The organism is Novacetimonas cocois, from assembly GCF_003311635.1.
Classification (GTDB): domain Bacteria; phylum Pseudomonadota; class Alphaproteobacteria; order Acetobacterales; family Acetobacteraceae; genus Novacetimonas; species Novacetimonas cocois.
In genome coordinates, this window is record NZ_QEXL01000014.1 from 1 (window position 1) to 15,254 (window position 15,254).

Annotated in this window: 9 protein-coding genes; 5 read left to right on the forward strand and 4 right to left on the reverse strand. The window is 53.8% G+C overall.

From position 1 onward, the window contains the following. The first annotated feature begins 1,177 nt into the window (after nt 1-1,177). From rfbB to rfbD, 4 genes are read left to right on the forward strand one after another with little or no spacing between them, the layout of a single operon-like run. Nucleotides 1,178-2,233: a dTDP-glucose 4,6-dehydratase gene (gene rfbB, locus NJLHNGOC_RS10955; protein WP_113596398.1), complete on the forward strand. Its 1,056-nt coding sequence runs from the start codon at nt 1,178-1,180 to the stop codon at nt 2,231-2,233. Further along, nucleotides 2,233-3,120, forward strand: a complete 888-nt coding sequence (gene rfbA / locus NJLHNGOC_RS10960) for a glucose-1-phosphate thymidylyltransferase RfbA (protein WP_113596399.1) — start codon at nt 2,233-2,235, stop codon at nt 3,118-3,120. Before rfbB ends, rfbA begins: the two co-directional genes overlap by 1 nt. Nucleotides 3,121-3,153: 33 nt before the next feature. Beyond that, on the forward strand, nt 3,154-3,714 hold the full coding sequence (gene rfbC, locus NJLHNGOC_RS10965; RefSeq protein ID WP_113596400.1) for a dTDP-4-dehydrorhamnose 3,5-epimerase: 561 nt from the start codon (nt 3,154-3,156) through the stop codon (nt 3,712-3,714). Beyond that, nucleotides 3,707-4,606, forward strand: a complete 900-nt coding sequence (gene rfbD / locus NJLHNGOC_RS10970; protein WP_113596401.1) for a dTDP-4-dehydrorhamnose reductase — start codon at nt 3,707-3,709, stop codon at nt 4,604-4,606. The genes rfbC and rfbD overlap by 8 nt, the downstream gene beginning before the upstream one ends. Before the next feature lie 118 nt (nt 4,607-4,724). Here rfbD and NJLHNGOC_RS10975 read toward each other — a convergent pair whose 3' ends face one another. The 3 genes from NJLHNGOC_RS10975 to NJLHNGOC_RS10985 all read right to left on the reverse strand — a co-directional run bounded on the left by NJLHNGOC_RS10975 (nt 4,725) and on the right by NJLHNGOC_RS10985 (nt 10,675). Then, complete coding sequence (locus NJLHNGOC_RS10975) at nt 4,725-5,219, reverse strand: hypothetical protein (RefSeq protein WP_133258733.1); 495 nt, start codon at nt 5,217-5,219, stop codon at nt 4,725-4,727. Between the two features lie 411 nt (nt 5,220-5,630). Then, complete coding sequence (locus NJLHNGOC_RS10980) at nt 5,631-8,729, reverse strand: type III restriction-modification system endonuclease (protein ID WP_113596403.1); 3,099 nt, start codon at nt 8,727-8,729, stop codon at nt 5,631-5,633. Between the two features lie 8 nt (nt 8,730-8,737). Continuing rightward, a complete protein-coding gene (locus NJLHNGOC_RS10985; protein WP_113596404.1) occupies nt 8,738-10,675 on the reverse strand; it encodes a site-specific DNA-methyltransferase in 1,938 nt (645 codons plus the stop codon). Between the two features lie 704 nt (nt 10,676-11,379). On the opposite strand from NJLHNGOC_RS10985, the gene NJLHNGOC_RS10990 reads away from it, so the two are divergent. After that, the gene (locus NJLHNGOC_RS10990) at nt 11,380-12,072 is read left to right on the forward strand and encodes a glycosyltransferase (RefSeq protein ID WP_113596405.1); all 693 of its coding nucleotides are present in this window, start codon (nt 11,380-11,382) and stop codon (nt 12,070-12,072) included. A gap of 201 nt (nt 12,073-12,273) precedes the next feature. On the opposite strand, the gene NJLHNGOC_RS10995 is transcribed toward NJLHNGOC_RS10990, so the two are convergent. After that, on the reverse strand, nt 12,274-15,252 hold the full coding sequence (locus tag NJLHNGOC_RS10995) for a glycosyltransferase (protein WP_113596406.1): 2,979 nt from the start codon (nt 15,250-15,252) through the stop codon (nt 12,274-12,276). Nucleotides 15,253-15,254: the final 2 nt, after the last annotated feature.

Sequence of the window (15,254 nt, forward strand, 5' to 3'; positions counted from 1 at the left end):
TACACTGCACAGACAGGCCGCATAATCAAGGCGGCCCAGAGCGGCCGGTTACCGTTCAAGCCATGCGACGGCTCGTGAAGGAATGATACAGCAAAAGAGTCTATCATGATCAAGAATCTGTAAGGCATCTAAAAAATTCGAGAAAAAAGTATAAGCGTAATAGGCATGATGCATTACGATACGGTGTCTGTCTCTAAAGACTTGTCGAAGAATACAAACCGAAATCCCATGTAAGAATCATATAAATTGATCTTGTTGGTGATCTCAGGATCCTCTTCATGTGGTAAACCTCATGCACGAGATATCAATGGTTGGAGGGGATTATCTGCTTATGGCACGGTATAGGCAGTCTGCTCATTCAAACTCTCCATGGAAAAACAGGAAATGTCTGGCATAGCTAAGCGAATAAAGTATTTATATTTTGCATGAAAGCACGTTACCTGCTTGTCAGCTTCCAAAAATACTTCCTGGATACTCTGTCGCAAGTGCGCTTGCATGCATTACGCCGGAACTTGTGAGAATCAATAGCAATACGGCGCCGCTATTTTATCGCAAGTTACGCGAGACGATCGCAGAACAGATTGCCCATGAAGCTTGTGAAGACCCTCACCCAATGGGTTAACCTGCCACCAGAACATTTTAGATAAATCGCTTACCTACGCCAGTTTCAACAGGAATTACATAGGAAACATGTCGTAAAGAAGTCAGATTTCGAGAATCAGCTTTGTAATAGGTGTTGAGTGGGCTTCCAGGCGAACTCTCGCAAGTTGTGACGTTTGGCTTTCAGCCTGATCCAGAACTGGCCCGACTGGCCTCATCGACGAAACCAGCATCTCGACAAAAATAATCTGACGGTTGTTCCTGCCATTCCATCAAAAGCATTTTTGGCAAAATGAAGTCTTGGCTCAGGTGAATGATCCGTCGAATCCTTGGTGCTTTGTAGGATGTGGTGCGCATTGCAATAGATGCTGCAGTCAAACAGGCGCTTGCTTTGCCAACATGGGATATGAACCTGATCACTCAGTTCATGCTTTAGTATATTGGTAAAACATTACGTACATAGTCTGCCTCACAACAGGAGGATGTTTTTGTAAATTTTTTCTGACCTTATTCGTGGAAGGCAAAACTATAATATGCCTGAGCAAAGTTGGCCCTATGTGCTAAGGAGATAAAATATATGCGGATTTTATTGACGGGTGGCTGCGGCTTCATAGGGTCGGCTGTCGTTCGCCATCTCATCCGTCATACCGGGCATAGAGTGCTGAATGTCGATTGCATGACCTATGCGGCGTCCGAGGCAACAGTTGCCGAAGTAGCAGGGGATGAACGCTATCGTTTTGCAAACGCCAGCATTGTCGACAATGCCGACATGCGACGCCTGTTCGATGCGTATCAGCCCGACGCCGTCATGCACCTTGCCGCGGAAAGTCATGTCGACCGTTCGATCGATGGTCCCGGCGTCTTCATCCAGACGAACGTGGTCGGAACCTATTCCCTTCTTGAGGCCGCGCGCTCCTACTGGAACGGCCTGTCCCCGGAGCGCCGGAAGGACTTCCGTTTCCATCACATCTCCACGGACGAGGTCTTTGGCCATCTTGGTCCGTCTGACCCGCCGTTTACGGAAACCACGCCGTACGATCCCCGCAGCCCCTATTCCGCCTCCAAGGCGTCGTCCGATCATCTTGTCCGTGCCTGGCATCATACATATGGCCTGCCGACCTTTGTCACGAATACGACGAACAATTACGGAATCTGGCATTTTCCAGAAAAGCTCATTCCGCTGGTGACGATCAACGCCATCGAAGGCAAGGAGCTGCCGGTTTACGGCAAGGGAGAAAATATCCGCGACTGGCTGTTTGTCGAGGATCATGCGGAAGCGCTCGTCCGTGCTGTCGAATGTGGCCAGCCGGGTGAAACCTACGCCATTGGCGCACGACAGCCGCGCACCAACCTGCAGGTCGTCAGGACCATCTGCGCCACGCTTGATGAACTGCGTCCCGATCCGGCGGGCCCCCGTGAACGGCTGATCCGCTTCGTGACGGATCGTCCGGGACATGACTTCCGCTACGAGATTGATCCCCTGCATGCCGAAACGGCGCTGGGCTGGAAAGCGCGGCATGGTTTCGAGGATGGAATTCGCAGGACGGTGCAGTGGTACCTCGATCACCGTTCATGGTGGGAAGAAATCCGCGCCTGCCGCCATGCGGGACAGAGACTGGGAACAAAAGCCTGATGTCTACAAATTTCACGACGCCCATGAAGGGCATCATCCTGGCCGGTGGGGCGGGCACCCGCCTGCACCCCATGACGCTGGCGAGTTCCAAGCAGCTTCTTCCGGTTTACGACAAGCCGATGATCTACTACCCGCTCTCCACCCTGATGCTGGCGGGGATCCGTGACATCCTGATCATTACCACCCCCCACGACATGGCGCAGTTCCAGCGCCTGCTGGGTGACGGGACGCAGTTCGGGGTGCGGTTCACCTACAGGGTCCAGCCCTCTCCCGACGGGCTGGCGCAGGCGTTCCTGATCGGGGAGGACTGGCTGGACGGGACGCCAAGCGCGCTGGCGCTGGGAGACAACCTCATCTTCGCCGATCATCTGAGCGTCATGCTGCGGGCCGCCGCCCAGCGTGAACATGGCGCGACGGTGTTCGCCTATCCCGTGCGCGATCCCGAACGCTATGGCGTCGTCACGTTTGATGGGCGGGGGAAGGTTCTCGATATTGTCGAAAAACCGGAAAAGCCGACCTCCAACCTCGCGGTGACGGGGCTTTATTTTTACGACCATCGTGTCGTGGAATTCGCCCGCAAGGTGAAGCCCAGCGCACGTGGCGAACTGGAGATCACCGCGCTGAACCGGATGTATCTTGAGGAAGGAAGCCTGCGGGTGGAACGGCTTGGGCGTGGTTGCGCCTGGCTGGACGCGGGCATGCCCGACAGCCTGATGCAGGCCGGCATGTTTGTGCAGACCATTCAGTCCCGTCAGGGAATGCTTGTCGGATCGCCCGAAGAGGTCGCCTATCGCATGGGATATATCGATGCGGCGCAGTTGCAGGAACTGGCGCGGCGCGTGGGCAAGACGGACCTTGGCCGGATGCTTCTGCAACTTGTGAAATAGGAATGCCGCAGGCATCGGATTTGGGAATAACGGATGAAAGTCGAACGTCTTGCCATTCCAGACGTGATTCTGGTAACGCCGCCCCGCTTTGGCGACAATCGTGGTTTTTTTTCCGAAACCTATAACCTGCACCGGATGACCGGGGCAGGGATCGACGCGACGTTCGTGCAGGACAACCAGAGCCTGTCGCGACAGAAAGGCGTCGTGCGCGGGCTGCATTGCCAGCTCGCACCCTATGAACAGGGAAAGCTGGTACGGTGCAGCAGGGGCGCGATCTGGGATGTCGCCGTGGACGCACGCACCGGCTCGCCAACATATGGGCAATGGGTGGCGGCCGAACTGTCAGAGGAAAACTGGTCGCAGCTGTGGCTGCCGCCGGGGTTCCTGCATGGCTTCGTCACGCTGACCGAGAATGCGGAAGTGCAATATAAGTGCACGAATCTGTATGATAAGACATCGGAACGGGCGGTGATATGGAACTGTCCCGAACTGAAGATCGACTGGCCCATTGCCCCGGAAGAGGCGATCCTGTCGGACAAGGACAGGATCGCGCCGAACTTTTCAGCAGCGGCGGGATGGTTTGCATATGAATGAGGATGCGACCGGCGGCCGGATTCTTGTAACGGGCGGCAATGGTCAGCTTGCCGTGTCGCTTGCAGCCGCGGGCGGGCCACGTGTCGTAAAGACAGGTCGTCCCGAATTCGATTTTGACCGGCCCGAGACAATTGCCGCAGCGGTTGCCCGTCATAAGCCCGCTTTCGTTGTGAACGCGGCCGCGTGGACGGCCGTTGATGCGGCGGAAAATGAAGTCGAGGCCGCGCGACGGGCCAACGAGACGGGGCCGGGGATTCTCGCGATGGCCTGCGCGGCGCAGGATATTCCCTTGATCCATATTTCCACGGATTACGTGTTTTCCGGGGACAAGGGGGCTCCTTACGTGGAAACGGACCCGATTTCACCGCAGACGGTGTATGGCGCGACCAAGGCTGCGGGCGAAAAAGCTGTTCTTGCCGCCAGTCCCAGGGCCATTATCCTGCGGACCGCATGGGTGTATTCGGCCCATGGCAGGAATTTCGTCAAGACGATGATCGCGGCAGGCGCCAAAAACCCGAAGCTGCGTGTCGTGGGCGATCAGCATGGAAATCCGACCAGTTCGGATGACCTGGCGGATGCCATTCTCGCCATTCTCGCGCGGATCGGGCAGACCGGCTGGCTGCCTGGGTATGCCGGCATTTATCATGCAACGGCGCAGGGCGAGACGACCTGGTATGGGCTGGCGGTTGCGGCACTGGAAGAAGCCGCCCGTCATGGTCGGTCCATGCCGCAGATTGAGGCCATCCGGACCGAGGACTGGCCAACCCCCGCGAAGAGGCCAAAGGATTCCCGTCTGGAATGTGGGAAGCTGAAGCAGGTTTTTGGCGTTCAGCTTCCGCACTGGCAGCCAGCAGTCGTGCGCACGGTCGATAAAATCATTTCCACGGACTGATGGAAGATGCCGTCAATCCAGTGGACGTCGTAGAGAAGGTTTTGGTGAAGCTTTTTTCAAAAAGCTTCGAAGAATGCTGCTTTCCTGATAATCCAGTTGCCGGAACATCTTTCATCCGTCACCTTACATATGAAGCGACAGTCGTGCCCTTGGGGATATGATCAGAGGGTGCGGTTAGATGGAAAGACAGGCGGGAAACCTGCCCCGACAGCTGTGCGCCACGGGTATTCGCATGCAGGTGTATGTCAACACCCCGGGCATTTTCCATGACGATACCTGCGGTTCCGTGATGGATCGTCGCCGTTCCCCCCACGGTCCAGTAAGTGCCATTGAAATCCTGCAATCGCGCCAGATTACGCGCGCATCCCTGACCGGACAGGGTCATGCCGCCAAGGCTCAGCATCCCTCCTCCACGCACGGTGAAGCGATAAGTCTGCCCTCCTTCCGAAAGGGTGCCATGTCCCCACAGATATCCGACCCCTACCCCGATCTGGCGCGCGGACAGGGTCAGTCGTACGTCAGGACTGGCACAGGCTTCACGTGCCTGAACCGTGCCATGAACAAGCAGGAAACCCATCAGGAAACAGAGGCCGATGCTTCTGGAAAAAATCATTGCGTGCCGGATCCTGACCGGCACCGTGCGTGTCAGCAAGGCTGCCGGTCCGATAAAAGTCTGAATGTCGGGTTTCGTTGTTGCTAAACGATCCCGTATCGTTCATTATGTGCATAAAAGTACGATGTCAACATGAAATAAATGACTGTCATGCCTGATGGATGGAGAGAGGCCATGACGTCATGGGGAGGAGAGGATTATTCCCGGTCCGCGATGGCATATAGCGTTGCCAACCTGAGAGACTGTTTCAGAAGCAACCTGTTGATAAAAGTTTTTGGGTGCCGCCTTTTTTTAAAAAGGCGGCGTTCCCTGAAGCTTTTTGCAAAAAGCTTCACCAAAAACTTTTTTGGATTTAGAAAAAGATGTTTGAAACAGTTTGTGACGCAGCATGGGCGTCAGGGTTGGGAATGCTCAGTCCTGTTTCATGGAAGAGACAATATCCATCAGTTGTGAATAGTCTGTCACGACATCGTATCTGATTTCATCTTTCCTGATGTTTTTCCCAATTTTCCTGAAAAACTTCCGCGCGCATTCGATTTTTGTTTTTTCGATTTCGCGCAGCTTCATGCTGGACATCGACCCTTTTGTTTCCGCTATGAAGTAAATATGCCTGACATCCCTGGATTTGAACGAAATCGCCCAGTCGGGATTGTAATCCCCCACCGGGGTCGGGATCTGGAAACCCCGTGGCAGCTTGGCATAGACGGCGACTTCCTCGCTTATGTCCAGTTCCTTGACGAATTCCGCTTCTATTCGGGAGTCCGTGATGGCGTAGTCATAAATATGGTTTCTGAGCTTTCTGCTGACCCGTGAAAAGTCCTGGCCCATCTGGGCCGCGGTGAAAATATCGGTATCGTATCGCGCGCTGGTTTCATCGTAGGTCAGATGTTCGATCACCATCGTGGCCTTCTGTTCGGCAATAAGGCGCGATGTCTCTGAAATAAAATGCTCCGGATTGATGGTGAACTGTCGGAAAATGACCGGTTCAAGTTGTGACAGGATCCGCGCGATTGTCTCCCGGGTCAGCTGCGCGCTTTCCGCCACCTTGCCGATCAGGTCATATTTTACCAGGGAATGGATTGATCCCCCCTGTTCCGTCCGGGTCCCTGTCGCGGAAAAACCGGTCCCGCCATGAAGTTCTCCATGGGTAAGGTTTTCTTTCTGCATCCCGACCTGAACCGTGTATTGCAGCGGCGTGACGCGGAGATTCCTGTTCAGGGCATCGATAGATTTCCGTACCAGTTCATCTGAATCGAATTCAACGCGATAAATGGCTTTCCTGTTGATGCGGGACCATAGTTCCTGAAATTCCTTCTTCATGAAATTGGCGTTCAGGGGATTGGTCCTGTCCTTTCGTCCGTCTTCTGGCCGGGGGAACTGTCCGTCAGTGAATATATTGTCGATCAATTCGAATATCTGATCGGCATACGGTGCCAGTTCCGCAGGCAATGCGGATAATGTCCCGGCACTCCTCGCCTGATGATAGGTTGGCGAAATCCGGTCATTTTCGTCGATATAGTCAGATTTTATCAGATATTTATGGATCTGTTTCGCCATGTCGGCGGTGATTTCGACGTTGTTCGTATCGGTAAAGAGCATCTTGCCCGTGAAGTAATCCTGGCTTGCTTCCTGCGGGCGTGAAGACAGGGTTTCCGTGATCTCTTTCTGAAGCCCGGCGACAAAATCCCGATAGCTTTCACTCGCGATCACCGTCAGCACATTGATGTCGTGTACGGTAAGTGGATTGTTCATGCGCTCGCCATGCTGGTCCACGCTCAGCCGCAGCCCACGTCCCACTTCCTGCCGACGCGAAATGGCGCTGCTGGCGTGCTTGAGCATGCACATCACGAAAATATTCGGATTGTCCCATCCCTCCCGCAATGCGGAATGAGAGAAGATGAAGCGGGTCGGCTCCGCGAAGGAAAGCAGCCGCTCCTTGTCCTTCAGGATCAGGTCATAGGCATCCGCATCGTCGGAAGCCGTGCTGCGCGCGCCAACATGCGGGTTCCTGAAACGATGGGTTTTCCGGTCCATCGCGAAATAGCCATTATGCGTCCGGGATGCGGAAATCCCGGCAAGGTAATCGCGATAGGCCGCATTATCAATCGGCAGACCGGTCAGGTATTCATCCTTCAGCAGGGCATACTGCTCTTCAAAGATGCGGGCATATTCGCCTTTTTCATCAGGCCGGTCGTAATCGCGATACTTTGCCACCTCGTCTATGAAGAACAGGGACAGAACCTTGATCCCCTGGGAAAAAAGCTGCTTTTCCTTGTCCAGATGCGCCTTGACCGTTTCACGGATCTGGATGCGCCTGATATCGGAATCGGAAACATCGCCGTTCGCTTCACCTGATTTCAGGATAATGCCATTCGTGAATTCGATCGTGTTGGTGTTATAATCAACCTCGCTGATGGTAAAGCCACGATACTGCTCCAGCCCGCCGGAGGCTTTGAACAGGTCGTCGCGGCATTTCCGGCGCTGGAACTGTCGCCTGATCTCGCCAGATTTCAGTTTTACTTCCAGCTCGATCCGCGCCATAGGCGTCTTTTGTGAAATATCAATCCCTTCGAGATAGAGATAGGCGCCGGTTCCCGCCAGTCCGCGTGTCTGGATGCCCCGCACCGCGATCCGCTTCACCAGCTTCTGGTTATAGGCATCAAGCGCATCAAGCCTGAAGACGCGCTTGTGCTGCGTCTTGTGCGTGGCCGAATAACGCAGGATCATCAGCGGGTAGAACTTTGGCAGGGCTTCCTGCGTGGCCGCCCCCATTTTCTGCGGTTCGTCAAGGATCAGGATGGGACGGTTCGCGGCAATGATGTCGATTGGCCTGCGGGACTGGAAATCATCCAGCTTTTCGTAAATCCGGAGATTATCCATGCTTCGTGAGTTGAAGCTCTGGATGTTGATCACCATCACATTGATCCCGGCATCCGAAGAAAAGCTTTCCAGTTCATGGAGGCGCTTCGAATTGTAAATGAAGAACCGGGCTTTTTTCCCATAGCTTTCGGCGAAATGGTCCGCCGTGATCCCGAGCGTTTTGCAGACACCTTCGCGAATGGCGATCGAAGGGACCATGATGATGAACTTCGACCAGCCATAAAGCTTGTTCATCTCGAAAATGGTCTTGATATAGCAATAGGTTTTGCCCGTTCCCGTTTCCATCTCCACATCCAGGTGGATACGGGTCGCAGCCAGTGCATGCTTCCGGTAGGCTGCGCTGACAGGCACGGTTGCGCCGTGCCCGTTCACGGTGGTGAAATCCGTCAGCGACTGCGAAACGGGCAGATTCCGGCGACGCTGGACCTGCTGGACATTATGGAGGATCCGGGCCTCATCCAGCACAAGGCTGGCATTGCCAACCCCGTCCTCAAAGGTGCTGGCCTGCGCCGTTCTGCCCCGGTCAATGCGATAGGACAGGCTATCTTCCTTCGGCTGTCCCATAAAGCAGTCAATGACAGAGGAGACCGCCTCTGCCTGATAAGGCTGGTTCCTGAATTTCAGCTTCATGACAGGCCTCAGATTGCCCGGACTTCGGTTGAGGGGGAGAATTGCCGGAAAATCTGTTCGGCATTGATCCTGACCGCATCGGATACAAATCCGTTGTCGCGGAAAACGATACGCTGGGGTTTATGCCGGGCAAGCGCCTTGACCAGATCCTCCGTAATGCCCCGATCGAAACAGGCGATGAAGGCCCCGTCATCAACGAAGAAGACGGACTTGCCTTTCACGGTCTCGCATCTGACGGGCAATGTCAGGTCCATCCCCCAGTCAACCAGCACCTGAAACAGCAGGTCCTCGGCCGTGCGACCTTTCTTGACGTTATCCACCATGTCGAGCAGGTCGGACTGCTTCAGTTCATCGGGGCGGTAATAGACATCCTTCATGTTGGAGGTATCGATCCGGAATACCCGGAAACCGATGTCGCGGTTCCATTCAGGATGACATTTCCCTTCGGAAATCTGTTGTCCTGCCCTGCGAATACGCTCTTTCGTGATTTCGGAGACGGTCGCGTAACCGGCCCTGCGTGCTACGGAATCTTCCGGCGTGGGTTCCGCGATCTGGACCATCATGAATTTACGCATCCCGCCATCAGCGGCATTCTGCGCCAGAACCGCATGGGCTGTCGTTCCGGATCCGGCAAAGAAATCCAGAATGGTGGACTCCCTGTCCGTCGCCATCCGGAGCAGTTCGCGTAATGTATCGACCGACTTGGGGGACTGGAAATATTTTTCGCGGCTCTGGAAAAGTTCGTTGAACGCTGCCTGACCTTTCTCAGTATGGAATGACCTGTCGGTCCAGATGGATTTCACCTGTTTCGTCGCCTTGCCGTCGGCATCCGTGGCATAATTCTTGCGAAAGATTTTCCATGCCCCTTTTACCTTCCGGGCGACCACGTCATTCAGCTGGGTCCGGGCCTTGTCCTCTCCCCATGTCCAGCATCCCTTAAAACCATCGTCCCAGTCGGGATGGATCGCAAGATATCCCCGTTTAGGTTCAAGTGAAATCTGGCCTTTGCCATTCACGTAAAAAGGATAATAGAGGTTGGGGCGATTATGTTTCCCGAACTCCCGATGGGTATTGCGAAGTTCCAGTTCACGATATGACCCGCGATCATCCGACAGCCGGTAATTTTCCGAAATCTCATCATCGTCCTTCGGGACGTTTAGAGCCCCCTTCGGAAGCTGCCTTTTGGCATATCCCACCAGATATTCATGGCAGTTTGCAACATATCTGTCCTGTGACCTTCCCTTGGGATTGCACAGGAGGGTGATCTGAAACAGCATGTTTTCTTCGCCAAAGATTTCATCAAAAACCTTTCGCAGATTAGAAATTTCGTTTTCATCAATGGATGCGACAATGATCCCGTCATCGGCCAGCAGATTCCGGGCAAGCTTGATGCGCGGATAAATCATATCGAGCCAGTCGGAATGGAAACGGCCGCTACTGTCAGGATTTGCGACAAGACGTTCCCGTGCCCCGTCCATCTGGTTTGTCCGGATCAGGTAATTCTCGACCGTTTCTGAAAAATCATCATTATAAACAAAGTCGTTCCCTGTATTGTAAGGAGGATCTATGTAAATGAAGTCAATCCGTCCAAGATAGGTTTCCTGCAGAAGCTTGAGCACCTCCAGGTTGTCGCCTTCCAGGAACAGGTTTCCGGTGGACTCGAATTCCTCACGTTTTTCCCGGCATGGCCTGAAGGTCCGGGCGATGGGCGCATTCGCCAATGCCAATGCCGCGCGTTTTCCCGGCCAGTCCAGTCGATACCGCTCCTGCGGTCCTTCGACGATGTGTTCACTCAGTTCCTGCTTCAACTGGTCGAAATCAATCATCAGGCGCAACTGGCCTGTTGTGCTGTCATGTGCCTCGGTCACGCAATCGGGGAACAGGTCACGGATTCTGGCGATATTGTGCTGGCTCAGGTCGGGACTGTGCATCTTCAGCTTTTTCATTCTTGTCCTCTTTGTTTTTTGCACCAATGTCAGAAACCGGAATTACCGATTGTCACCGTCCGGGCACCTGAGATGTTTCAGAGAGCATCCGAAAAATAATATAGAAATATCATGTGGTTGTGCTTCGTGGGGCTACAGACGTGGATGAGATCCTGATGGATTGAAATCGACGGCGCACAGTATCGACACGAGGGCCGGGGATACGCAACCCACCCTGATGGATGATGCGGTATGGATGCAGGTTGCCTCGGCTCCTTCCGGGGATGCGTCCACTTTGTGGGTCAGCCCTGAAGGACCCCATGCCGGGCGGTTGCGTGAGGTCACGATTGTTGCGGGGATATGCGGGCGGCCGTGGAAGCATGCCTGCAGGTCAGGGGGTAGCGGATAGGCCCGTTATAACAGGCACACGGGATGACAGTCTGAAAAGCGATCAGGGCCGCCGAAGGAAGGCATGGGAAAAGAAAGAAGCGTACGGCTTCGTCGGGTCGCTACGGACCTGACGCCAGACAGGCCTGTCCTGTGGGAGGTCACCCAAGGGAATGTCTGCTTCCCATATGCGGGGCTTGCGCTGAGCATGGAACCAGCATCTCGATCAGGTCCGAAAAAAGGCGCCTGAGGCCGTCCACCTTTTATCAACAGAATCCGGGGATGATGGTACGGTCTTTATAATTCTGATCGTAAAATGAAGCCTGACGGGGGACGAAATGCTTTTCACATACTGGACGCATCCGGAAGAAAAAACACCGCCTTCCTGGGATGAGTGGAAGGATGCCTATCCATATTATAAAATATTTGGCGATGATGAAGTTCTTGAGATTATGAATGATGAAGAGTTAAAATTCTACTATACAAGAATTACGTTGCCTGCGGCGAAATCTGATATCGCCAGACTTGTCCTCCTGCGCGAATTTGGTGGACTGTATATGGACGCCCATACGTGTCCAGCGCGGATGGTCGATCTGGTCCATACGCTTGATTACTCCAATTCATACGAGATGACCCTTTTCGGGAAAAAGTGGGAATTCAAATATCCCAACGACTTCAACCTGATGAATACCGTTATCCTGTGCCGGAAAAATAGTAACCTTCTGGATTTGTTGTTGGGATTGATCAGGGAAAACCTGAAAAAACAGTATGAAAAAGAGAAAGCCATAGGTGGGTACGCGGATTATGACATACATTTCGTCACGGGGACGTACTGTTTTGTGTCCATTTTCTTTGACGAATCACCGTATCCACCCAGGCTGAAAGAAAAGTTCATCGGCAAAATCAATGTCGACATGCTGGAACGCGCCGATAGTGCGGGATTCCACATCTATAAAAATTATACATATCGGAAAGAAAAGTCACATTGGAGCGAACGTCAAAAGGTTGAGACCTTGTTTAATCACGCCTGAAAAATATCATGTGCTTTTGGATGTGATGGAGTTCACTAAGGAACCAAAAGCACGATATTGCGCAATCTGGCAAACAGACTGTCGCAATCGCCTGACATGCCTGCAGGGGGAGGGATATCGCTCTGTCTCCGGATTGCGGAGCCCGGTTCCATATGGCCGTCGGTACTATCGACCCCTCATGCCGCACGCATGCATCATGTTTTACGATGGTTCAGCCACGATGGCATTCCCCGTTTCCTTCTGTCGTGGCATCAGAATTTCAAGGATCCTGTTCTTGTAATCATCAGGCCGGTTTTCAAGGAATATCCGGTGCAGGGCATTACGGCGCAGCCGTGTCCACGATTTTTCGTCCGTATAGATCCGGTGCATTTCGCCGGCGAAAGCCATTGGCTGTGTCTGTGGGACGCAGGCAAGGTCGGAGCCAGCTTCCCACCCGACCTGTTCGGAAAGCAGATCCGTGGCGACAATCGGAAGGCCGTGGGCGGCGGCTTCATGGAGTTTGTACGGTATTCCCGCCGCGAAACGCGAGGGGGCGATGAAAACGCGATGTGTTTCGTATAGGGAAGCAAGGTCGGAGACTGCCCCCAGCAGTTCGAAACGGGGATGCGTCAGGATCCGTGACAGATCGATGTCCGTGCCGAGATACCCCGCGACCCGGATACGGATATCCGTCGGCAGGAAATTATCCAGATACGGCACCACATGGTCATTCAGCCATGCCAGCGCGTCCCAGTTGGGGGATTCCAGATTCTGGATGGCACCGACAAAAAGAAAATGCCTGCGTTCCGTAAAGGAAAGCCCCCCGGGACGGGGTGTTTTCATGTGGCCGAGGACAAACACATCCTGCCGGGTAATTGACGATATGAGGTCTGCCTCCATCTTGCGAACCGCAACAAAACGATCCACGAAATCGGTGGCATGAAATTCATGCCGTAACATGTCCGCCTGCGCGGGAATGTCCGCCTCTTCCATGATGCGCATGCGACCGTGCTGGCGCAGCGTTGCGATGGCTTCCGTGTCCAGAATGATCCTGCATCCCGTCAGGTCCGGCTGGCATGCATTGATGACGGGTCGAAGACGCGCTGCATTATGAATCCTGCCGATCCATATGACATCGTAATAGCCACTGCGCGCGCGAAGAAATGCCTCCAGTTCCCCGAGGCCCCGGTCCCAGATGATTTCCGCCCGATCGGGAAAGTCGCGATAACGTTCCATGGGGGCCGATCGTGGCGGAAAAATCGGATAAACCGTTACGTGCAGACCCAGCCCATCCACCATCGCATGTACGATATCGTTGGACCGTGGGAAGCCCGCCCCGATATGGGGCTGTGGCAGGTAATCCTCGATAAACAGCACGCGTTTCTGTTCCCGCCGGCTGGAGCGTGCCCTGATGAGGTTTTGCCCGGTTTTTTCGTATCTGGTTGCGACATATTCCCGGTTCTTATGAAAAAACTTTCCGATGTTGCGACCGATCACCGCATCGATATTTCCCTGATTCCCACTACCGAATTCATAATGAAGAATGACAACGTCCGGGTCATAGACGATATCGTATCCACGTTCGCGTATCTGAACGCATAAATCCGTTTCTTCATAATATGCAGGGGAGAAGAGAGGATCAAAGCCGCCGATTTCCTTGACGATCTCCGTGCGCAGCATAAGGAATGCGCCAGAACAGAAATCAACCGAACGCACGAAATTCGCTTCTGGCAGGTGGGGGGACGCATCCCGCAGATACCCCGATGTCGTGCCGTCATTCCAGATGATGCTGCCTGCTTCCTGCAGGACGCCTGTCGTGCGCACCAGCTTCGCGCCGACCGCCCCGGTACGTTCTTCAAGGCGCAGACGACGCAGGGCCGCGTCAATTGCGCCCGGCATAAGCTCCACATCGTTATTCAGGAACAGGACGTAAGGGGCCGCGACCTTGTCCAGACCAAGATTGGATCCGATAAGGAAACCGGAATTTTCCGGCAGCTGAAGGACCTCGATCCCCATGACATGGTCTTCGATCCGGGTGGTTTCATCCGTGGAGGCGCCATCGACAAGAATAAGCTGGATCGCCCCCGGATACGTGGCGCGCAGGGACGCAAGTACCGTCATGGTGAACGCGAACTGGTCATGGACAACCATGACGACACTCAGATCCGGCACATCACATGAAAAATCCAGTGATGTGTTCAGGATTGCCGATGTGCGGACCTCTGCCAGATGGCGATATGCGCGCTTGCATATCAGTTCGGGATTCCTGTCCTGATTTTCTGATTCCGGAAGTTTCCCGTACAGGACTGCATACGCGGCAAAAGGGCTTGGGTAACGGGATTTCCCGATGGCATCCGTGATGGCAGGGTCCGTGGCATATGTTTCCAGATCGACCTTGGGGCTGGGCCGCCTGAACTCATATTGTCCGTATTTCACGAAATGTTCGTAAGTATTCCTGTAATATCCGTCATGGACGACAGTTTCCACGTCCGGGTTGGTCCGGGCATAGAATTTCTCGCTGAAAAACGGATTGGGATCAAAAGCGGTTGGTGTCTGATTGATCAGGTAATGTCGTAACGGATGCTGCCACGCATCCATATGTTCCGAAACCTCGGGGTAGGCCCTGATATACCAGGCCGGGTCGAAATACGGCGATGTCCGGCGATCGATGCAGCCAGGATCCATGAAGTTTTCAAGGAATGCGACAAAAACCCCCTTGTCCCGGTCGTAAAGGAAGTCCGGATTTTCGCGCAGGAACAGTTTTATGGAATAAAACAGCGAAGCATCACGCCCTTCCTGCGCGCCATAACGCAGGTAATGATCATATCCGTTACGCAATCCATGCGGTGCCAGTTCCTCGCACGACATGCAGAGTTCCGTCTGGCAGTAGAATTTTTCATCGAAAAAGCAGTTCGGATTGCGATCCCTGAAGCCGGTTGCGCAATAATGTTCGAATCCGGACCTGAATTCGCCCGAACCAATCAGGAGAAGAATGTCAGGATAGACCGCCCTGTACCAGTCCTCGTCAAAGAACATGTTGGGGGAATGTCCAAGACTTTCACCAAATTCCCTGTAAAAATCGAATATTTCCCCGTCATGATGAATGCCGAGGAGGCCGGGGACAAAGGCATAACGTTTTTTGTACCATGCCGCGTCAAAGCACGACCAGTCAGGTTTCAAATCGGAATTTTCAGCGGACATGG

Coding starts and splice junctions, on each gene's coding strand:
- rfbD (WP_113596401.1), top strand. CDS start 3,707: ATGAATGAGGATGCGACCGGCGGCCGGATTCTTGTAACGGGCGGCAAT.
- NJLHNGOC_RS10975 (WP_133258733.1), bottom strand. CDS start 5,219: ATGATTTTTTCCAGAAGCATCGGCCTCTGTTTCCTGATGGGTTTCCTG.
- NJLHNGOC_RS10985 (WP_113596404.1), bottom strand. CDS start 10,675: ATGAAAAAGCTGAAGATGCACAGTCCCGACCTGAGCCAGCACAATATC.
- NJLHNGOC_RS10990 (WP_113596405.1), top strand. CDS start 11,380: ATGCTTTTCACATACTGGACGCATCCGGAAGAAAAAACACCGCCTTCC.
- NJLHNGOC_RS10995 (WP_113596406.1), bottom strand. CDS start 15,252: ATGTCCGCTGAAAATTCCGATTTGAAACCTGACTGGTCGTGCTTTGAC.
- NJLHNGOC_RS10980 (WP_113596403.1), bottom strand. CDS start 8,729: ATGAAGCTGAAATTCAGGAACCAGCCTTATCAGGCAGAGGCGGTCTCC.
- rfbB (WP_113596398.1), top strand. CDS start 1,178: ATGCGGATTTTATTGACGGGTGGCTGCGGCTTCATAGGGTCGGCTGTC.
- rfbA (WP_113596399.1), top strand. CDS start 2,233: ATGTCTACAAATTTCACGACGCCCATGAAGGGCATCATCCTGGCCGGT.
- rfbC (WP_113596400.1), top strand. CDS start 3,154: ATGAAAGTCGAACGTCTTGCCATTCCAGACGTGATTCTGGTAACGCCG.